The organism is Bacillus sp. Hm123, assembly GCF_051842975.2.
Lineage (GTDB): Bacteria > Bacillota > Bacilli > Bacillales > Domibacillaceae > Bacillus_CE.
In genome coordinates this window covers 3,218,821-3,239,585 of sequence record NZ_CM200277.1, presented here as the reverse complement: position 1 = coordinate 3,239,585, position 20,765 = coordinate 3,218,821, and the positions used below count along the sequence as shown (strand labels likewise).

General features: G+C 37.5%; 18 protein-coding genes. 7 read left to right on the top strand and 11 right to left on the bottom strand.

Features of this window, described 5'->3' with window-relative positions; genetic code table 11:
* Nucleotides 1-58 precede the first annotated feature (58 nt).
* The 4 genes from ACSVDJ_RS16985 to ACSVDJ_RS16970 are packed head-to-tail and all read right to left on the bottom strand — an operon-like array spanning nucleotide 59 to nucleotide 4,467.
* Nucleotides 59-1,612 carry a helix-turn-helix domain-containing protein gene (locus ACSVDJ_RS16985; RefSeq protein WP_518619479.1) on the bottom strand — a complete coding sequence of 518 codons (1,554 nt, stop codon included), beginning with the start codon at nucleotides 1,610-1,612 and terminating at the stop codon, nucleotides 59-61.
* An 11-nt stretch (nucleotides 1,613-1,623) separates the two neighbouring features.
* Nucleotides 1,624-2,655 carry a FecCD family ABC transporter permease gene (locus tag ACSVDJ_RS16980; RefSeq protein ID WP_439167459.1) on the bottom strand — a complete coding sequence of 344 codons (1,032 nt, stop codon included), beginning with the start codon at nucleotides 2,653-2,655 and terminating at the stop codon, nucleotides 1,624-1,626.
* Complete coding sequence (locus tag ACSVDJ_RS16975) at nucleotides 2,648-3,676, bottom strand: FecCD family ABC transporter permease (RefSeq protein ID WP_439167457.1); 1,029 nt, start codon at nucleotides 3,674-3,676, stop codon at nucleotides 2,648-2,650. The genes ACSVDJ_RS16980 and ACSVDJ_RS16975 overlap by 8 nt, the downstream gene beginning before the upstream one ends.
* On the bottom strand, nucleotides 3,673-4,467 hold the full coding sequence (locus tag ACSVDJ_RS16970; protein ID WP_439167455.1) for an ABC transporter ATP-binding protein: 795 nt from the start codon (nucleotides 4,465-4,467) through the stop codon (nucleotides 3,673-3,675). Before ACSVDJ_RS16970 ends, ACSVDJ_RS16975 begins: the two co-directional genes overlap by 4 nt.
* A 228-nt stretch (nucleotides 4,468-4,695) precedes the next feature.
* Between ACSVDJ_RS16970 and ACSVDJ_RS16965 the strand changes: the two genes are divergently transcribed.
* Entirely contained in the window at nucleotides 4,696-5,658 is a 963-nt protein-coding gene (locus ACSVDJ_RS16965) for an S-layer homology domain-containing protein (RefSeq protein ID WP_439167454.1), read from the top strand.
* A gap of 23 nt (nucleotides 5,659-5,681) precedes the next feature.
* On the opposite strand, the gene ACSVDJ_RS16960 is transcribed toward ACSVDJ_RS16965, so the two are convergent.
* Nucleotides 5,682-6,536, bottom strand: a complete 855-nt coding sequence (locus ACSVDJ_RS16960) for an N-acetylmuramoyl-L-alanine amidase family protein (RefSeq protein WP_439167452.1) — start codon at nucleotides 6,534-6,536, stop codon at nucleotides 5,682-5,684.
* Nucleotides 6,529-7,557 carry a YARHG domain-containing protein gene (locus ACSVDJ_RS16955; protein WP_439167450.1) on the bottom strand — a complete coding sequence of 343 codons (1,029 nt, stop codon included), beginning with the start codon at nucleotides 7,555-7,557 and terminating at the stop codon, nucleotides 6,529-6,531. The genes ACSVDJ_RS16960 and ACSVDJ_RS16955 overlap by 8 nt, the downstream gene beginning before the upstream one ends.
* Before the next feature lie 228 nt (nucleotides 7,558-7,785).
* Between ACSVDJ_RS16955 and ACSVDJ_RS16950 the strand changes: the two genes are divergently transcribed.
* Together ACSVDJ_RS16950 and ACSVDJ_RS16945 are read left to right on the top strand one after the other, a co-directional pair.
* Nucleotides 7,786-8,253, top strand: a complete 468-nt coding sequence (locus tag ACSVDJ_RS16950) for a hypothetical protein (RefSeq protein WP_439167448.1) — start codon at nucleotides 7,786-7,788, stop codon at nucleotides 8,251-8,253.
* A gap of 124 nt (nucleotides 8,254-8,377) precedes the next feature.
* Nucleotides 8,378-11,395, top strand: coding sequence for a hybrid sensor histidine kinase/response regulator (locus tag ACSVDJ_RS16945; RefSeq protein ID WP_439167446.1), 3,018 nt, complete (start codon nucleotides 8,378-8,380; stop codon nucleotides 11,393-11,395).
* A 66-nt stretch (nucleotides 11,396-11,461) separates the two neighbouring features.
* Here the strand turns inward: ACSVDJ_RS16945 and ACSVDJ_RS16940 are convergent, their stop codons facing one another.
* Nucleotides 11,462-12,607, bottom strand: a complete 1,146-nt coding sequence (locus ACSVDJ_RS16940; RefSeq protein WP_439167444.1) for a response regulator — start codon at nucleotides 12,605-12,607, stop codon at nucleotides 11,462-11,464.
* Nucleotides 12,608-13,147: 540 nt separating this feature from the next.
* On the bottom strand, nucleotides 13,148-13,459 hold the full coding sequence (gene relB, locus ACSVDJ_RS16935; RefSeq protein ID WP_439167442.1) for a type II toxin-antitoxin system RelB family anti-toxin: 312 nt from the start codon (nucleotides 13,457-13,459) through the stop codon (nucleotides 13,148-13,150).
* Between the two features lie 387 nt (nucleotides 13,460-13,846).
* On the opposite strand from relB, the gene ACSVDJ_RS16930 reads away from it, so the two are divergent.
* Nucleotides 13,847-13,978 carry an anti-repressor SinI family protein gene (locus tag ACSVDJ_RS16930; RefSeq protein WP_439167441.1) on the top strand — a complete coding sequence of 44 codons (132 nt, stop codon included), beginning with the start codon at nucleotides 13,847-13,849 and terminating at the stop codon, nucleotides 13,976-13,978.
* Nucleotides 13,979-14,065: 87 nt separating this feature from the next.
* Here the strand turns inward: ACSVDJ_RS16930 and ACSVDJ_RS16925 are convergent, their stop codons facing one another.
* Entirely contained in the window at nucleotides 14,066-14,392 is a 327-nt protein-coding gene (locus ACSVDJ_RS16925) for a helix-turn-helix domain-containing protein (RefSeq protein ID WP_439167439.1), read from the bottom strand.
* A gap of 321 nt (nucleotides 14,393-14,713) precedes the next feature.
* Entirely contained in the window at nucleotides 14,714-15,991 is a 1,278-nt protein-coding gene (locus ACSVDJ_RS16920; protein ID WP_439167437.1) for an AAA family ATPase, read from the bottom strand.
* Between the two features lie 300 nt (nucleotides 15,992-16,291).
* Here ACSVDJ_RS16920 and ACSVDJ_RS16915 point away from each other — a divergent pair, with 300 nt between their 5' ends.
* From ACSVDJ_RS16915 to ACSVDJ_RS16905, 3 genes are all read left to right on the top strand, one after another.
* Entirely contained in the window at nucleotides 16,292-17,668 is a 1,377-nt protein-coding gene (locus tag ACSVDJ_RS16915; protein WP_439167435.1) for an O-antigen ligase family protein, read from the top strand.
* 148 nt (nucleotides 17,669-17,816) lie between these two features.
* Nucleotides 17,817-18,743 (top strand): alpha/beta hydrolase, encoded by a 927-nt coding sequence (locus ACSVDJ_RS16910; RefSeq protein ID WP_439167918.1) that lies wholly within the window; start codon nucleotides 17,817-17,819, stop codon nucleotides 18,741-18,743.
* A 21-nt stretch (nucleotides 18,744-18,764) separates the two neighbouring features.
* Nucleotides 18,765-19,586 carry a YihY/virulence factor BrkB family protein gene (locus ACSVDJ_RS16905; RefSeq protein WP_439167434.1) on the top strand — a complete coding sequence of 274 codons (822 nt, stop codon included), beginning with the start codon at nucleotides 18,765-18,767 and terminating at the stop codon, nucleotides 19,584-19,586.
* A gap of 25 nt (nucleotides 19,587-19,611) precedes the next feature.
* Here ACSVDJ_RS16905 and ACSVDJ_RS16900 read toward each other — a convergent pair whose 3' ends face one another.
* Nucleotides 19,612-20,595 carry an S-layer homology domain-containing protein gene (locus ACSVDJ_RS16900; RefSeq protein ID WP_439167433.1) on the bottom strand — a complete coding sequence of 328 codons (984 nt, stop codon included), beginning with the start codon at nucleotides 20,593-20,595 and terminating at the stop codon, nucleotides 19,612-19,614.
* Nucleotides 20,596-20,765 lie beyond the last annotated feature (170 nt).

The following is a 20,765-nucleotide window of genomic DNA, read 5'->3' as shown; positions in this document are numbered from 1 at the left end:
TCAATATATAAAAGTTGTTCGTGAAAATCCATGTACTATTCTCAGGTGCTTCCTTGTATTATAAATATCCGAATAATTGTTCTAGCATTAAGAAATGGGCCTGTGCTCCATAATCACGCCACGGAAATGGTGAAATCATATAGACTCTATTTTCGCGTACCGCTATAATTTCAAGCCAATTATCATCTTTTTGGATTGTATTCCATGTATTACAAGACTCCTCATCATCATATAATAAAACACAAATAGCAAATGGTTGACTATTTGCTATTTGTTCTATGCAAAGCTGCTCATTTATTACGTCGTCAAAAGGATGGACGATACTCAGTTGTAAGTCGTCTTCTACAACTTCATGAATGTTTCGATCCCTATAGATATAGGCATGATCTCCCTTCACTAATAAAAACAAAAGTGGGCCGGTTACTTTTGCAGATAGTTGCTTGTTTGCCTTTTTTGCTAATGATTCATAGTTATCAATCCATTTATTTGCTAGCATGTTTTCTCCTAAAACATTAGCAATATATAATAATTGCTTACGCCAAGGTTGTTCCCAATGTATTTCAATTATATTACCCAATTTTTCTAGTGGTTCCCGGAGATTTTGCGGTATAGGTTGGATCGTAATAATATAATCATACTGATTTCCACTCGTAATTAAACTATTCACATTCGTTGTTAATACCGCTTCGTCTCTTCCAATGAGAAGTTGATGTGCAATTTGAAGCTCATATTTATTATAATAATAAGAACGCCATGTCGGATGAATCGGGGCTGTGGTGGGAACATAGTAAATAGGTGTTAAAATATTAAAAATGGAGCTATCTAAAATAGCTATTTTTCTTTTTCTCGTTTTTGCAAAATGAGAGGGTGAGATAGTCGTTATTTTTTTAAATCGCCTGCTAAAATAAAATTCATCGTTATATCCAACGATAGATCCTACTTCCTTTACGGAAAATCTCCCAGTCGCTAATAATTTTTTTGCTTCTTGCATTCTTTTATTTGTTACATATTCAATGACTGTACATCCATATTGCTTTTTAAAATGTTCCATAAAATACGGTTCACTAACTCCTAATTTCATAGCCAACTGTGGGATTTGAATTGGTTCTGCGTAATGCTCGTCAATGTATTGCTTTATTATTTCAATACTGTTTTCATGCTGATTCTGCCCTACATCAATAGCGAGTTCTAATATTAACTGTGCCAACAATACACTATTTTGTAAATGACGCATCGCTATCGTTGATTGATTTTGCAAGTATAGTTGCCGCAGTAAGCCGAAAATAACAGAATGAGCCTGAAGTAAGTACTTTTCAGGCTCAAATTGTGAAGTTGAATACATATTGAAGAAGATCATATAAAGGTCTTCATTTTGATCAAGTTTCACATTCAATTGGACAAAGGACTTTACAGGAATGAAAAATGCACTCGGTGAATGAATAGTGAAAACTTGATCGTTTATTAAAATATTTCCTTTGGCTTTTCTGCAAAATATGAGAGCATCGTTTTGCGTATATTCATACTGTAACTTCTTATCGTGCTTACTTGTGATATGAACAATGTGTTGAAAATGAAAATGTCCTTCTTCTGCTTGAAAAAAGTGCATCATCATTCCTCCCTTCTTTAGGACTTCGAGCGTATTAATAAATACATGAAATAAGGAGCACCAACAACGGCAACGACAATGCCAACGGGTATTTCAGCAGGCTGAAGAATAGTGCGGCCGAGCATATCAGAAAATAGTACAAGCCACGCACCAACTAGCGCTGTCGCACCGATAAGGTATTTATAATCGTTTCCTACAAGTTGCCTTGCAATATGCGGAGCAATTAAACCAATAAAGGCAATGCCGCCACCTACCGCAACCGATGCACCGGCTAATCCTGATGCAATGATCAATAGAAGTCGCCGTTCTCTTTCTAACCTTACACCAAATGTAATCGCCAGCTCATCGCCAAGTTGAATCATATTTAAAATCTGTACCTTATAAAATAAATAAGCGAAAAAAAATAAAATAAATGGTAATACAGCAATAACATAAGGCCAATCTGTTCCCCAAATACTCCCTGTTAGCCAATTAGCAACAAACTGATAATGTTCGGAGCTAACATGTAACGAGAGTACGATCATAACAGAGCTAATCCCTGTAGCGATGGCAATACCAGTAAGTAACAGCCGAACAGGGTGAATACCTTGTCCCTTTTTATAGGACAAAATATAAATTAAAAATGCTGTAATAATCGAACCGATAAAAGCCAATATAGGCATCGTAAAAATCGAAAGGCTTGTTGTTACGGGGAACAACGTTAAGGTAATAAGAACAAATAAACCAGCACCCGCATTGATTCCTAGAATACCAGGGTCTGCTAGATCGTTTTTTGTAATTCCCTGCAACACACATCCTGATGCTGCTAATCCTGCTCCGACTAAAAGGGATAACGTCATGCGTGGCAAGCGAAAGTCAAATAATACGAGCTTGTGCTTAGCGGTGCCATTTCCCAATAACGTTTGCCATAGCTCATTAAATGTTAGTTTACTGACGCCAACATTTAAACTAATAATCAATGTTATGATAATAAGAAAAGCTAGTAATAAAAAATAGCGTTTCGTTTTCCGTAATTCTTTCTGCTGGGCTACAGTCAAAAAATCAATCATATTCCATATCCTCCTTCCTCGCTAAGTAAAGGAAGAATGGTACCCCGAGAATGGCAATGAGTGCACCAATCGGAATTTCATGAGGAGGGCTTAATGTTCGAGCTGCTAAATCAGCGAGTACAACTAGTAATGCACCATTAATGGCGGAAGTCGGAATTAACCAACGATAGTCATTACCGATTAACATACGTGTAATATGGGGAATGATTAAGCCAACGAAACCGACAGCCCCAACAATTGATACCGCTGCTCCTGCCAAAATGAGCACAGCTAGCATCGTTAAAATACGAATTAAATTAATATTCACCCCGAGCGTAATCGCCATTTCGTCCCCAAGTGAAAGTAAGGTAAGCTGTTTGCTAATGAACATGGTAATGAATAATGCTCCGACGACCCATGGAATAAATATGTCAAGTTGCTCCCATTTTGCTGTTGAGATCGTTCCAGCAAACCAAAAGGCCAAACTTTGTCCAATATTAAAGTACATGGCAATCCCTTCACTAAGCGCTGTAAGCAAGGCAGTCATTGCTGCCCCGGCCAATATTAATCGCATGGGAGTTAATCCCCCCAACGCTAAAGAACTTAATCCATATACTAATAATATTCCTAAAGCTGCACCAATAAACGATGCACCTAGTAGCATACTGAACGACACGACAGGACTATAAGCAAATATAATGGCGATAAAAAAGCCAGATCCCGCATTAATCCCGAGTAGTCCCGAATCTGCTAATGGGTTATGGGTAACTCCCTGCATGATAGCGCCTGAAACAGCAAAGCATATACCGACAAAAATAGCTCCAATTACTCGTGGCAGTCGAAGATCCCAAACAATATGATGCTCAGTAACTGCTTTATCCATTTGAAAAATTGCCTCAATGACAGTTTGAAATGGTATTTCGATAGCCCCTGTTCCAATCGAGATCACACTTGAAATAACGAGCAGAAGTAAACTTATTAACATCATCGAAATTGCACGCCAAGGGTAGATAACAACTTTTTCATGAATTATCTTGTTCATAGACGTGTACCCGTTTGGTTTAAATTAAAAGCCTGACAAAGTGGCTTGCCACTGTACGGACAAGTGACAATACTAGCCTCTATATTAAAAAGCAATTGGATATTTTCCTCTGTCATTACTTGTTCAGGAGTACCATGGACAATCACCTTTCCATCTTTCATCCCCACTAAATAATCTGAAAAACGGGAGGCATGATTTAAATCATGGAGTACCATTACGATGGAATATTGTTGTTTTTCATGCAGATCTTTTAAAAGTGTAAGGAGTTCAAGCTGAAAGGACATATCAAGATATGTTGTAGGTTCATCTAAAATAAGCATCTCGGTTTGCTGTGCTAATGATAAAGCGATCCATACCCTTTGTCGCTGCCCACCCGATAGTTGATCAACCTTTGTATCTTTTAAGTCATCTAAACCACAAACATTGAGCGCCCAATGAATGGCCTCATAATCTTCCTGCTTTAAGGCCGAGAGTTGGTTTTGATGTGGGAAACGTCCATATGATACAAGCTGAACTACTGTTACTCCACTTGGGGCCTGTGCAGATTGGGGAAGCATAGCAATTTTTTTTGCGATATCTTTTGTATGTAATTCTTGCAAATCCTTCCCATCAATCAGAATAGCACCTTTTGTAGGTTGGATAATTCGAGCCAATGTCTTTACGAGAGTCGATTTACCACAGCCATTTGGTCCAATAATAGATGTGATAGATTTATCTGGAAAAAATAGAGAGAAATCCTTTAAAATTTCCTTTTTACCATAATGAACGGTTAAATTACTTGTTTCAAACATAATTTATCTCCTTACTTATAATTTAAGTAGGAAATCCAAAACTAATTGAAGATCATTATCAATTGTAAGTCTAGAGGCATTTTATTTTACTGTCAACTTTATTCACAAGATCAATTGGCTGAATTAATTAAAGAATTACAATATGTATAGGATATTTAATGAAAATATTACTAGTAACCTCCTTTTTATGTTTGAATATGGTATAATTGGATCGAATGAGGTAATTATATGAAGAAGTGTTTAATAGCTGTTTTTTCTATTATGTTGTTTTTTAGTGGTACTGGAGTAGCTTCTGCAGCATTTAAGGATGTTAATGAAATGTATTGGTCTTATGATGAAATTACATATTTGACGGAAAGTAAGATTATCAATGGGTATCCTGATGGGACCTTTCGTCCACAAGGTCAATTGACTCGTGTACAAGCGATGATTTTGATGGCTCGGGCATTAAATTTAGAATTGTCTAACCGACCGAACCCTGGATTTAAAGACATGCCATCTTCGCACGGAAACTATAAATATGTAGCTGCTGTAATGGATGAAGGGCTTTTCCCTAAAGACAGTAATTATTTAAAACCCTATAAACCGATCACGAGAGATTATATGGCTCACATGTTAGCGAAGGGGTTTGATTTGAAAGCTTCTGGAAAACATTCATTCAAGGATGTTCCTTCACAACATTGGGCTTATCAATCTATTAAAGCATTGGCGAACAACAGTATTACGCTTGGTTATCCTGATGGCACATTTAGACCAAATACCGTTGTCACTAGAGCGCAGTTTGCCAGCTTCCTAGCTAAGGCAAAGGACGATCAATTTAAAACATTTCCTTACTATAGCAAGACTCTTACTTACAAAATTGAATTGCCAAATTATATGAAAGAAAAAATCGTCATTAAAGATAAGAAAATAGAAGATGGCGTATATGTCACAGAATTTTACTATAAGGATCGAACGAATTTGAAGCGGGACTTATCGGCAGCAGAGATTCGTAAAATTCATAAGTCTAAGATGCCGGAACATGAAGGAGCACCTTATACACCTTTAAAAGTTAAAGGCGACTATCATTATTTCTATAACGGTCCAAGTGAAAGTCCTTATATAGGCGATAAACAACTAAATTCACCTGAAGCTTTAGAATTCAACAAAATGGCTTTTAAAATTTACCATATGTCTAAAGGAATTCAATAACCAATCATAATCCAGCACCTCTGTTAAAGGGTGCTGGATTTTTTCGTTTCAGCATATTGCTCAATTCCATTGGCTATTAATTGAATAAGGTTTGTTAAATAAGTTGGATCAGCCAGTTTTAAATCTTCTTCTGGGTTGGTCATAAATCCAATTTCAGTAAGAATGACAGGCACTTTGGACCAGTTAAAGCCGGATAGGTTATTTCTGTATAGAACACCTGTCTGGTGAAGTGAGATTTCTTTTGACACATTGCTCACTACCAGTTTGGCGGCTTGCTCGCTATCTGTAAAAATGGATTTTGTGTAAGGTGTTTCTTTTGTTGGAACAAGAACAGAAAATCCGCTCGCCTCAGCATTTTCTGCCCCATCAGCGTGGATGCGAACAAACAAGTTTGCGTTATGTTGATTTGCTATTTCTGCTCGTTCTTTATTGCTAATATCTACATCTGCTGAAGTTCGCGTCATGATGACTTGGAATCCTTTGTTTTCTAATTCTTTTTTTAACAAGGTAGATGCTTGTAAGGTTAACACGTGTTCCGGGGTGTTGGTGGCTACTCCGGTTGTGCCTCCTGATACTTTATATTTTGTTTCTTTTGCACCCGGCCCGATCGGTTCTTGTTCTAAATTTGCCTTTGATTGATGTCCGGGATCAATGCAGATGATGAAAGGTTCTTCTTTTTCCATAGATATATGAGAGGCTGGATTAGTTGTTGTTGCTTGTTCAAACGATTTTTTGTTCACTTGTTCATTTTCTTTCTTAAAGAGTGCATTTAACAACCCTTGTTTAGATTGAGCGTCTAACTGAAGTAGCAGAAAGGAAGAGCACATCGCGATTAAAATAATCGTAAAGGATAGCCATTTCATCTTGTTTTTATTCATAGGATTTGATGAAATCTATGTTTTCTTTTTCTAAACTGGATAAATTCCCATTGAAGCTAGGGTTAGGGACATACCAAGATTGACTGCTAAAATAGTTTTGTAAGTCGTTAGAGTTAAAAATATAACCATGTCTTGCATAGATTTCATTTCTCGCTAGGCGAAGCTCTTTTTTTGTTAAACCTGCAATATCGCTATAAGTCAAGTATGTATAGTCGCTATGAGGAAGAATATAGTAGGCATATTCTGGAGTGACTTCTCGAATGACTTCTTTGACAATCGTTTTTTGCACTTCCTCCGTTTCTGTGGTTCCTGTTTTTAAGACAACGGTCGTTTCTGTTTTGGAACCTGCTAGATTGATAATCACCTCGTCTTTCTCTTTTCCGCTTAGACCTTTAATGGAATAGAGACCTGTTAAAAACGGGCCGAATTCTTTCGTATCTTCAGATGAGTCCAACACGCCGAGTTCACTATCGTTTAAATGAATCGTTGTATTGTCACCAGTGCTACCAACGTTGACAAAATAGCCAGATGTGTCGATTGCGTATTTGGTAAAAATCATAAAATGCTTACCGTTCTCTCGTAAGTAAAATGATTGATTACCAAGTCCTTCGTTATGAAGGGAATTTTTGATGTCTTCGATTAATGATGGTTCTTTATCAATGAGTGCAAATAAGGCATTTAGACTTTCTTCATTAACATTGATACGAGAGTCTGTAGGTACAATTAATGTCTTAAGTGTTTGTTTGTCTTTTTGAGTAAGGGCCGTGATGAATTGATCAATGACAGCTTCTTCACTATATTTCTTAGATAGCATTTGATAACTAGTAAATAAAAAAATGACAAGAACAGCAGCGAGTGTAAAAGCAATCAGTGTTTTATTCTTTTGAAATTTTCTTTTTGAAAGTTTTGTATCTTCACGATTAATCGACTTTTCTATTTGGTCTTTTAAAGAAGTTCCACATTCTGAACAAAAAGCACTATCTTGCTCTGAGCGGTGTCCACAGCCTTCACACACCTTCATCTATTCTTCCTCCCTAAGTTTTGATATATCCATATTACTAAAATATTAAAATTTTCACAATATTACCCTTAAATAAAACCATTTATTGATAGCCTTTTACTTCACCCAATTAGCTAATCTATACTAAAACACTTCATCATTGAATAAAATGATTGTAATCATTAGAGCCGTAATGACACACTAAACGCTTTAACACGGTGGGAGTCTAACCCCAAGGGAGATGATGTATTGCGGAGAGGGTTTCGGCGTCATCAGTGGAGTGGACGATTATTGGTCATCTTTGTTTTGGGCGTAGTGGTATGGGGAGTGATTGGTACGCTCAGGGTATCGCCTAGCGAACAGGCGGAGCGGGTAGTCCGTTCGTTTTACGAGTTTGAGCAGGAGGGACGGTTTTCGGAGTCGTGGGGATTGTTTCATCCGTTGATGAAGGAGCGCTTTCCTAAAGGAGATTACATTCAAGAGCGTGCTCATGTATTTATGAGTCATTTTGGGGTAGAGACGTTTTCTTTTTCGCTTGGAAAAGTGAAGAAGATCGAGAATTGGAAAGACACAGAGAGTTCTTCACCATTAAAAACGGTGTATCAAATCTCTGTGACGCAAGTGTATCAAGGAAGATTCGGGAATTTTTCTTTGCATCAAGAGGTGTTTGTGACGGAACGTAAGGGGAAATGGTTGATTTTGTGGGATTATGAGTAACGGAGAAAAGTATAGGTAGAGTTAGTTTTTTTTGTTTCTATTAAAAACAAACAGCCATGTTAAAATAGAGGAAAACGTCAAGCGTGGATAAGGATGAAAAAATACATTGTTTAATTTCCAATACATGCAAATAAAGAAACTATTGTTTGTTTTTATCACCTTGCTCGTATTAACAGGGATTCGGATGATATGGATCGCTTATCAAATGGGGCCCGAGCAACCTGTAGCTCATCAAGGAGTGTTAGATCTTCGGGATTGCGAGTTATCTGATGGTGAAACACTCATTTTAGATGGAGAATGGGCGTTTTTTCCTGAGGTGTTATGGACGCCTCAGTTAGAGGAACTACCGCAAGAGCAAAGGATGATAGTCCCCGTTCCTAAAAAAGAAAATGAAGATGTACCTTATACATTTGGTACGTATCGATTAAAGATCTTACTCCCATCAGATATAGAACGAGTATACGGGATTCGAGTGCAATCATCTGAGATGGTGTCAAAGTTGTTTATTAACGGTCGTCAAATAGCAGATACAGGCCAAGCAACGCATCGAGGACAAGTATTACCGTACACGGCTTTGTTTTCCTCTAATCAAGAGGAAATTGACATCGTATTACAAGTGTCCAATTTTAAAGAGCCTAGCACGGCGGACATTGAAAAATCAATAAATTTTGGCTTTGCTGATTCCGTTATTAATGAGCAAAAGTTCGATGAAGCGTTGCAAGTGATCGTTGCGGTTGTGCTAGTGCTACATGGTTTTGGTACTGTGTATGTTTGCTTTTTCTTTAAGAGGAAAAAAGACGTGTCTTATTTTACCGCTGTCCTGTTTTGTATGACAGTAGCTACATTAGTTGAAGATAGTAAAGTTTTGCTTCAATGGTTACCGATGAATTACGAATGGTTTATGAGGTTCATTAAATTAAGTTATTTAGGTGTAGCCTTTTTTTTACTGCAATTTGTAAAAGAATTTCTGTCGGATGATAAAGCCGATAAGATCGTGAAGAGAATGGCAATTTTTTATGGGGTGTATGCATTAGTGGTGTTAATGATGCCTCCACAGTCTAATATTCTAGTTCTGATCTTTCTAAGCTTTCTTGTATTGCATATCGTGATTTTCATATTTTTGCTCGTCTTCTCACCGGGTTTTCATGAGAAGAGAGAAGTTTCCTGGCTAATATTTTCTTCACTATGTATGCTCTCAAGCGCAACGTGGGGGCTGATCAAGACATATGCTTGGCCAACTTTGCCTTACTATCCATTTGATATTATTCTTTCCTTTTTCGGTGTAGCCGCTTTCTGGTTCAAACGTTTCTTTATGACGACAACACAAGTAGAGGAATTGGTCGATGAATTGAAGAAAGCGGATAAGGCGAAGGATGAGTTTCTAGCAAACAGTTCTCACGAATTAAGAAATCCATTGAATGCGGTCATCAACATTGCTCAAACAGTATTAGATAGCGAAAAAGACTCCTTGGATCAAGAAAATAAGAAAAATCTAGAGCTATTGATTACAGTTGGTCGTCGAATGTCCTTTATGCTCAATGATCTTCTCGACGTGACTCGTTTAAAAGAGAACGGTATGCGTATACAGCCAAAAAGGGTGAAGGTGCAGGCGGTGACAGTTGGTGTCATTGATATGTTAAAGTTTTTAATGGAAGGAAAGCCGGTGCAAATGGTATCTGATATACCTGATTCGTTTCCTCTGGTGTGGGCAGATAAAGACCGACTTGTTCAAATCCTCTTTAATTTGTTGCATAATGCCGTTAAATATACAAATGAAGGAACGATTGTTGTTTCGGCTCGCATTGAGAATGAGATGGCTGTTATTCATGTGAAGGATTCAGGGATTGGCATCGATGAAGAGGTGCAGAAGAAAGTATTTGACCCTTACGAACGAGGAAATTTGAATACTCTAGATATCGGTGGGGGCCTAGGGCTTGGGTTGAGCATTTGTAAACAGCTGGTGGCTTTACATGGAGGCACGATCGCTGTTGACTCTGTTCCTCATCAAGGGTCGGATTTCTATTTTACGCTGCCACTTGCCGAGGATTCAATTCAAGAGCAGGCCAAAGAAGAAAGGATAAGCGAGCTTTGTTCAGTTAATGAACGTAAGGAAGAGAATTCCATACCAAGCAACATCCAATCGACCACTGGAGCAAAGGCACGGATATTAGCTGTAGATGATGATCCGATCAATTTGAAAGTGTTGAGCAGTATTTTATCATCTAGACAATATGAGGTCGTGACAGCAATGAGCGGGAAAGAAGCGTTGTCATTATTAGATCAACAAGAGTATGATTTAGTGATTTCTGATGTGATGATGCCGAATATGTCTGGATATGAGTTAGCAGAAAATATTCGGAAACGCTCCTCCATTTTAGAATTACCGATCTTATTATTAACAGCCAGAAGTCAGCCAGAAGATGTGGCAGCCGGCTTTGCGGCGGGAGCGAATGACTATGTCATGAAGCCACTGAACGCTTTAGAGTTAAAGTCACGGACGCAAGCCCTCATTGATTTAAAATTAGCCATCGGTGATCGGATTCGCATGGAGGCAGCCTTACTTCAGGCGCAAATTCAACCGCATTTCTTATTTAATACATTAAACACGATTGCGTCCTTAAGTACGATAGACCCCTCTCGAATGGTGTCGCTACTCGAACATTTCGGTCAGTATTTACGAGCGAGTTTTGATCTGAAAAATTTACAAAAATTTGTGCCGTTAGAGCATGAGCTGCAATTGTTGCGCTCATACCTCTATATTGAAAAAGAGCGATTTGGTGATCGGCTGCAAGTTCATTGGGAAGTTGATAAAAAGTTAAAGGTGGAGATCCCTCCCTTATCCATTCAACCGCTCGTCGAAAATGCGGTGAAGCACGGCGTGTTACAAAGAGCACGTGGTGGAACGGTTTGGATTAAAATCGTTGACTATGAAACTCATACTGAAGTAAGTATAAAAGACGATGGAATGGGGATGAGTGAGAAGAGCGTAGAGCAAGTGCTTAGTCGACAAAATGATTCATCAAGAGGGATCGGCTTATTTAATACGAATAGGCGACTGCAGCAACTTTACGGGGAAGGATTACATATTCGTAGCGTTGAAAATGAGGGAACCGAGGTCTGCTTTACGATTCCTAGAAAATAAGTGAAAAAGATAAGCTAATCGGCTACAGATAGTAGTTATTAGCTTATCTTTTTTATTAGTTTTCATTCATGATAAAGTCTTTTTTTGCTCTTTTTTAAAGTCAAGATACCATTCGGTAATATAAGGACTCGGCTCTGTGTTCAATTCAGTTTGTAAAAAAGTAGCCAATGTCTCATAGTGTTGATCAACGAGTAAGTGATGGCCACTAGCATCGTATAGTTTCATTAAATGGAAGCAGGCGACTTCTTCTTCAGGGTATTTACGCACAAGCTGTGAAAAGTACAAGACAGCTTTATCGAATTGTTGATGCTCCTCATGCCAGTGAGCGAGCTTATAGATCGTCAAAAGCCACCACTGCTTATATTTTTCACGCTTACTTTCTGCCCACCAATAATCATACTCATGCAAATAGTCACCAGTATAAAGAGTAAGTAAATCGGTATAGTAGTTGAGCGTTTCTTCGCGTAACGATGGAGCGGATTGATATCGTGTTTCCCACTCCTCCACATCTAACATAACCTTGTTTAAAGTAAGTACGTATCCATCTGAGGTGTTTTTTAGCTGAAAATGTTCTCCGAAATCTTTTAGTTTTTTTCTTACATAATAAACTGCTGTATAAAGCTGGTTGTACACTTTTTCTTCATCGTGTTCAGGCCAAAGAGTATCAGTAAGCATAGATTTATGGATGAGCTGATTCCGATGCTGCAATAAATACAGAAAGAGTTCTTCTGCCTTTTTCGTGCGCCAAGAGAGTGTAGGGAAAGAACGTTCTTTCGATTGAATAGATACGGTTTGAAACATGTTCATGTAAAGGAAGCCGTCGTCATCAACTTTGCTATTATTTGTTTCAGTGGGTACTTGTGTTTGTATTCGATTCATCGTCTTTGTTAATCGTTCGATCGACACAGGTTTAACGACATAATCTAGTGCATTCAGTTCAAATGCTTGTACAGCATATTCTTCATACGCTGTACAAAAGATAATCGTTAAATTCGGTTTCTTTTCGATTAGCATTTCAGCCAATTCAATCCCATTGACTTCTGGTAAATTAATGTCTAAGAAAACAACGTCTACCTCCTCATTCACAATCACTTCTTTTGCGAGCAGAGGGTTATCAAATTTCTTTATCGTTTTGAAGTCGCCAACTTTCTTCAGCAGGCTTTCTAAATAGTCCAGCGCCAAGCTTTCATCGTCTACAAGAATGATATTCATAGCTCCTCCTACTATTGATATGCGAGTTAATATCAACCAATTGTAGTTTATTATACTAATTTTTTTGAAAAAAACATGAACCAAAATGTTGAAAATTTGTTGAGATGTATAGTGTACATTGTTCATATAATCATTTAAAAATGGGAAATGTGCCATTCGTTATGCATATTATTTCCCTGTACTGAATAAAATGTACTAAATGGATTGTTTCTTATATTGCTGCACTCCTAAAAAGATGTGACGTATATTAAAAAGGCTAATGATATTTAGGTCTTTTTTATTTTTAAAGATTTTTATGTTCTATTTAAACTATGACAATAGTATTAATTTAGGGATACTCCACTTTTTTAAACTAATTTTAAGAAATATTCTGTAAAATAAGGATCTGGAATAGGGATATAACTAGATTAGGACTTTGATAATGTTAGGAGCTAAGAAGATCGATTTTTCTATTGATAAAGTAAAGCAATGGATAGACTAGTGAAGTATGAAAGAGTGACGGCATAAAAATAAGCGAGGAAGTTCCTCGCTACTTACTAGTTAATCAGATGTATTCCTTCTTTGTTGTTTTCGAGACTGCATGAATTGCTGGAATTCTAGCAGGTCTGCTTTTCTAACTTTCTTGTGGGGCGATTCATGTTCGTCTGCTTTTGCTGATGATGGTTCAATTAATTCATTCGTTGTGACATCTAAAGCTGTAGCGATTTTTGACAAAACGGATAAGGAGGGGTTTGTATTTGTTTGCCTTTCTAAGTTAGATAAATAAGATTTAGAAATTTGGGCTGCCTTTGCCAGTCCGGTGAGAGAATAACCTTTTTGCTCTCTTAATTGTTTAATACGAACTCCGATCATCTATTATTGCTCCCTTCAGCTCCTTTTTGTTCATTATAACGCACCAAAGATCGAAATGTACGGTTTTTTTATAAAAATTTTTAATTTTTGTTCACTATAAAGGAATATTAGTTATTATTTCCTATTATTTAAATAAGTAGTATATGTTATGCTATTTATGAAATCATTTCCTTTTGGGTGCCTAAAGAGTAAACGATCGTCTAATGAAATTTGAGGAAAATGATTGAATATATAAATCTGAAAAAATAGAATATTTAAACTTTTTGTGTTGATAGGATATTAAGAGGTATGAAAATAGCGAACTTATGGAGTCAAGCGGATGAAAGCTACTAGTCTAAGTGAAATCTGTTAGGATGGCTGAGCCACCTAGAATCAGGAGGGTTTTTCATGAGAAACGTTCTATTCATTGACCAAGAGTGGATTGATTTGATGTTAGAAGCCAAAAAGTTAGGGTTGACACTTGAAGAAGTGAAGCAGTTTATAGAAGAAGAAAAGTTTAGTTTGCAAAAGGCCAAATAAGTTTGCTTTTCCTTAAACACTTCCATGTGAACAATGGGGAGTCATTCACATGGAAGATCATGTTATTTCAATTAGTAAAGCAGTGTATTATTTATGTGTTTTTTGCCATTTTTGAAACTCTAAAAACTGTTTGAATTGCTCTTTGCTAATGCCAGAGTCCATTGCTTCTTTCGCTAATGCTAGCCATTCTGAATCAACAACTTCAGTCGAGTTATTGTCATCGTTTATTAATTTCTCGACACTAACGTCTAATACGGCAGATATTTTGCTTAGAAATTGAATGGATGGATTTAGTTGGATTTCACGCTCAACAGAAGAGATATAGGACTTAGCTACTCCTGCGCGACTAGCTAATTCCGTTAATGACAGTCCTCGTTCCATTCGTAATGTTCGAATACGCTTACCGATAGCCATATATATCACCCTTACCGCTTACTTATAAAAGTAAATACTTGTACTTTATTTTATCATAACACGACAAGAAACTACAAAAAACTAATAACCGTGAGAAATTTTCTTTATCCCGCATTAACGGGCTGTGAGACCCCCACCTCAATATGGTAGAAAAAGCGCAGACATATAGGTGGGAGATCAACAGCCCGTAAAAGCCCGATTGGTTCGGGCCTGCACGATGCAGGTTACAAAGGCGTTGCAACAGGACGTTGCGACGTTAGCCTTTGTTCTTCTTTTTATCAGTGGGGGATGAAGAACCCCCCCACTGATTGAAGTTTCACTTTATCGTCCGAAGCCCATTGTTGGTTTGTGGGGGTCCATATCCCAATCTTGGCGCCATGTTTTTTTGTTGTTCGTTAGTAAGTCCTCGGTGATTTTGTCGATGTTGACTTTTTCTTCATAATGCCATTGCAAGGCGATAGACATGTATAGTTCGTTCAACTGAGCGATCGAGAGACCAGCTGTGTTTTTTACTAGGCGGTCCATTTCTGTTTCAGACATGAATTGATCGATCTTTCTTTTTCTTAAATATTGGCCACGTGCTTGTTCATTTGGTAGTTTAATCTCATAGGCACGATCAAAGCGGCCAGCACGGTTAATCAATGCTGGATCAATTTTTTCCGGGTAGTTCGTCGTCCCAATTAAGAAGATCCCCTCTTTTGAAACCGCGCCATCTAACGTATTCAAAAAGACGGAGCGAGATTCTTCAGGCATGGAATCAATGTCTTCAATGACAAGAATCATTGGAGCCATTTTCGTAATTGTCGAGAATACTTCTTTAATCGAATAGCTCGTCGTGTATTCGGTAATTTGCCAGTAAACGACAGGTGCAGAGGTGCTTCCAGCAATCGACTTCACCAGTGTGGTTTTACCGTTTCCAGGTGCTCCGTAAAGTAACACTCCTCGTTTGTATGGGATATTATATTTTTTAAAGAAGCCGCCACTATTCAGAAAAAATTCATCAATCGAGCGAAAGATTTCTGTTTTGATTTCTTCTTCTAGTAGGACGTCTTCGCGGTTCACTTGATGAGTGATTTTCTCATGGAGCTTTTCGACGCCATCTTCTGTATCAGTAAAAATGTTGATGTACCCTTTCATAAATTCTTTTTGTTGTTTATACAGGTAATCAATAAATGCAAGTAAGCGCTCATCACTTTCAGCAAAAATAAAATCCTCTTCGTAATCCTCGTGGCTTTGGTAAATAGGAAGCTTCGCTAATGCTACCTCGTAAGCAGGGAAATACAAAATTGAGTTGTTCAGAGATGGTTGAATTACATGTTTGTTTTCACCTGTTATGGTAGAATATTGAATAGTCTTCGTTTCTAAACAATCAAAGACGTGGGCAAGGATTTGAATATCATCAGGTTGACGAGCCAACACTTGCTCAACAATTTCCCAAAGATCCTCCTCTCCCTTATGTGAATACATATGAAAGTCGTGTCCAGTTTTATCTAACAATAACGTTTTTATTTCATGAATGTTAACGGCATAATCGTAGTAATGAGGAGTTTTATCCTTCAAGACTTTTTCAAATGGAATTAATGTTTGAGGTGTTTTCATAAATAACGTCCTTTCGTAGTGGTACAAAAAATCCAACCATATTATAACATTAATTTAATTAATATCCTCAATTTCGTAAAATTAATAATCAAAAATTATTGAAAGTAATGCTAGTAAATATATGGTTTCTTAGTTGAGAAAATGATACAATGTATTCTCAATTATAATCTGAATTTACTTTTTGATAAGCTGAAAAGCATTTCGTGCTATAATATAATGAGCCATTTAAGACATACATACACAATAACTAATACTTTATTGTCGGAAAAGGAAATCGAAAGGAAAGAGGAACTAATCTACATGTTGAATCATAGGACACTTTTGGTGCTGCTAGCCTTTTTAGTCTTGCAGCCGGTAATTGATGTAATGACAACGGCATCTATTTTAATCTTTAACTTGAATATTACCGTCGGTGTAATTCTTCGCGTATTATTCATGGGCATTATTTTATTACTCTTATTAAAATTATCCTTCAAGCACCGTGGAGCTAGAAAGTATATATTTTATTTAGTTGGTTTAGCTATTTTGCTCATTATAAATATTGCTATTAATATGAACTTGAAAGATCCGTATTTTTTATTCAAAGAGTTAAAGTTTTATAACAAGGTCATCTATTTTCCAATTCTATTTTTAGGTTTTAGCATGATTTATTTACAATTGAAACAGTCACGGATAAAAGTTGTGGAAAAAACAACGAGTTATTTCCTTTATTCCTCTATTTTTATTAGTGTGGTGTTTATTGTTTCTTATTTCACGGGAACAAGCTTGTCTAATTATTCTCATACTAAAACTGGATACACTGGTTGGTTCTTTGCTGGAAATGAAATTGGGGCAATTATGGCCATTATCTTACCAATGACAGCTTTGTACGCTATTGAAAAAACAGATTCTTTAAAGAATAGTTTTTATTGGCTGCCATTTATCCTGCTGTCTATATCTATGTTATTCCTCGGAACGAAAGTTGGTTACGGTGGGATTGTCATAGTGTTGATCGCCGCTTGTATGTCTCTATTTATCATCTATTTGACAACAGGACGTATGAGAAAAACGCGTGTTAATATGCTCGTTTCTCTTGGTCTCCTAGCTGTATTAGCTGTTTCCACACCATTTACGCCTGTATTTAATAATATGTATGCACATGTCGATTTATTGGGGATTAAAATCCAGAAAGAAGAGCAGAAAGTAGACCAAGTAACGGGTGAAATTGAAATACAAGAAGAGAAAGAAGAGCCAAAAATTTCAGAGGCGCAATTACAAAATCTTGTCTTTAGTAGTCGAGAAAAATATTTAGCTGATTACAAAAAAGATTTTGCGGACGCACCTCTTCTCCAGAAAATGTTTGGTCTTGGTTTCGCTGGAAATTATGAAATGCCAGAGCCAGGAAAAGAGCCTAAAATGATTGAAATGGATTTCCATGATCTCTTTTTCTCATTAGGTATCGTTGGATTCTTGTATCTCATGGCACCGTTTATCTACTATTCGCTTCGTTTTATCTGGTATTTCGTTGTTAATATAAAACAAACATTTACTATTCCCTATGTGATGTATGGCGTAGGATTTATTTTAGCTGTTGGCATAGGGGCTACTGCTGGGCATGTATTTACTGCACCGGCTGTGTCAATTTATGTAGCGGCTATATTGTCTATGCTACTCATTGATAGCGATATAATTGAATAAAGAAAAGAAGCTCGCAATTTAGGTTGCGAGCTTTTTTGTATCAAGACGCTAATAGTGAATATTGAAAGCTTCACTTTATTTGACATGCCATGTAAAAAGAGGTATCTTCCTTCTAAAAAGGCATTTTGCAGTTTGGAAAGGGAGTGGCGTGTTGGAAGAGGAACGTTGGTTAACGATGTCAGATGGACATGAAGTGTTTTTGACGGAGTGGATGAATGATGAGGTGAAGCCTAAAGCGGTGTTGCAAATCGCTCATGGGATGACGGAGCATAGTAAGCGATATCGTGAGTTAGCTGAGCATTTAGTATCGATGGGGTTTGTCGTCTATGGCAATGATCATCGTGGGCATGGACGAACAGGGGAAACAAGCGGCCTACTTGGCTTTTTTGCTGAGGAGAATGGGTTTGAACGAGTTGTGGATGATTTAAAAGAAATTAATGATATGATTCATCGTACGCACCCTGACATCCCCATATTTATAATGGGGCATAGCATGGGCTCTTTTTTAGTTCGTCGCTATTTGCAGCGCTTTTCTGGAACGGTCAATGGTGTGATTATTTCCGGAACGGGAAGTGATCGTGGACTGTTAGGGAAGATGGGAAGAATGTTAGCTAAAGCTGAAATGAGAATACGTGGAAAAAGAACGAAAAGTCCGTTATTAGATAAGTTATCATTTGGAGATTTTAATAAAAAATTCACAGATGTTCAAACTAAGTTTGATTGGCTTTCTAGAGATCGCGAGCAAGTACAAATATATGTGGATGATCCTTATTGCGGATTCATTCCAACCTCGGGATTCTTTTATGATTTATTCACTGGTTTAGAGACAATCCATCAGCCAGGCGAGGTGAGCCGTATGGAAAAAGACATACCTTTTTTCTTCATTAGCGGCGATCAAGATCCTGTTGGTGAGTACTCTAAAGGAGTTCTCCGTGTAATCGATCAATACAAACAGCAAGGTTTCACTACTATTGATTACAAGCTGTATCAAGAAGGACGACATGAAATGGTTAACGAAACCAATAGTCAAGAGGTCATTGAAGACGTTGCAAGTTGGCTCCAAGCGCGGCTGTAAGAAGAAAGGTAGTGGGAGGGAATGAAGCTAGTTCAAGTGGTAGTACGCCGTTTTTTTGCTGAGCGTTTTTTTGACCAGGCAGCACAAACGGCTTATTATTTGTTGTTGTCTGTCGTTCCTTTTTTGATTTTTATGTTGTCTTTAATGAGTTTTCTGCCGATTAAAGAAGGCAATATTTTAGGGTTTCTTGAACCTTACGCACCAGGAAACACCTATAGCTTGATTAAGGACAACGTTCAAGCGATTGTGGTACGAGGCCAAGGGCAGACGATTTCGATTAGCTTCCTTTCTACATTTTGGTTATCTTCAATGGCGATTCAATCACTCGTTCGTTCGCTGAATGATGCTTATAAGATTCAGCGACGACTTTCTTTTTTCACTGGGTTGTTTCGTGATTTAGGCGTCACTTTAATCTTTATGTTTCTTGTTCCACTCTCCTTTATGATCCCTCTTGTAGAGCGACTGCTTCATGTACTAATCTCTACGGAAATAACCGGCACCATTGAAGGGCTGACACCGTATTTTAAAACTTGGGCGGTAGTGAAGTGGGGCTTAGGGACGCTGTTTTTATTCCTCTTTTTTCTTTTGTTTTATAAAATTTTGCCGAATGGTAAACAGCCGCTTCGATACGTGATCCCAGGCGCTTTATTCGCGTCTAGCTGTTGGCAGGTGGCCTCTGTCGTATTTGGAGAATATGCTAGCTCTGTTAACTACACGCGCATTTATGGTCAGCTAGCTGGGATCATTATTTTGATGCTGTGGTTTTATTTATCCTCTGTAGTGTTATTGTTTGGAGGCTTGATCAATGCGGAGTATGAAAAGATGAATAAAATAAAGGCGTGATCCCGATCAGGATCACGCCTTCATTTTATTGGTAATAGTACCACTGATGCTCAAATGCAAGCTCTGCTGTGTTATTAAAGTTAATGCGATTTTTTACTTCGCTAGGAGAGAAGTAGAAAGCTGTTGCTTTTTTCTGCTTTGGTGCAAGAGTTAAACCTTTATATTCACGTAACGAAGTAGATTGAGCGACAACTTTATTGTTGATATGAAGTGTATATTTACCTTTAATATTGAAAACTTTATTGCTCGTATTATTGAAAAGCACAACGTTCATTTTCAAGCGACCATCCGATTGGAATTGTGTACCTGTGACAGTAACTTGAACACCTGAACGGAATTGTTCATTCAGCGTGCGAGCCATAAAAACAGCAAATTCTGTACGACTTGTTGCTTTGTTTGGAAGGAAGTAACCTTTTTTATCGCCATTAGCTATTCCGTTGAATGCTACCGCTTGAACATATTTATAGTACCAGGCATTGCTTTTCACATCTTTGAAATTAGTAGGTGAATTATAGCGTAAACCAAAGCTTTCTGTTAAAATTTTCGTCATTTGCGCTCTTGTTAATTTACCGTTCAGGTTGAAGGAAGAGGCTTTGCTGAAAACACCGTATTTAGTTAATGCAGCAATAGCATTATAAGCTTGGTGAGATGTTGGAACATCGCGAAATCCAGGATTTGGAGCTGGGTCATTCTCTATTCCTAAAGCTCTTGCTAAAATAATGGCTGCTTGCCAACGCTTTACAGGATCTTTCACACCGAAATTTCCATTTTTGTAGCCTTGGATAATGTCGTTTTGAACAAGAAAGTCAATTTCTTGTTTCGCCCAATATGTTCTTGGCACATCTCGAAACGTAGTAGAGTTGGCTGCTTGATAATCCATTTGGTCGTCATTGTAAATAGACTTTCCACTTAGGCTACCTTCTAGAGCCGTTGCGGATGGAGAAGCTACTGGAACGAAAAGTATGATGGCTAAAACGGCCATTAATAAAGATTTAAAATTTGTCTTCAAATATAAACACCTCTCAATTTTCAGAATTATCATCATCATTACTTTAACAAATGAGAGAAAGAAATATCTACAAAAATTTTCAAAATAGTAATTTTTAACTAGTTTACTAGCATGATAAAAGAGGTTTCTTATCATGCTAGTAAAAAGAGGGTAGAATAGGCTAAGTTATT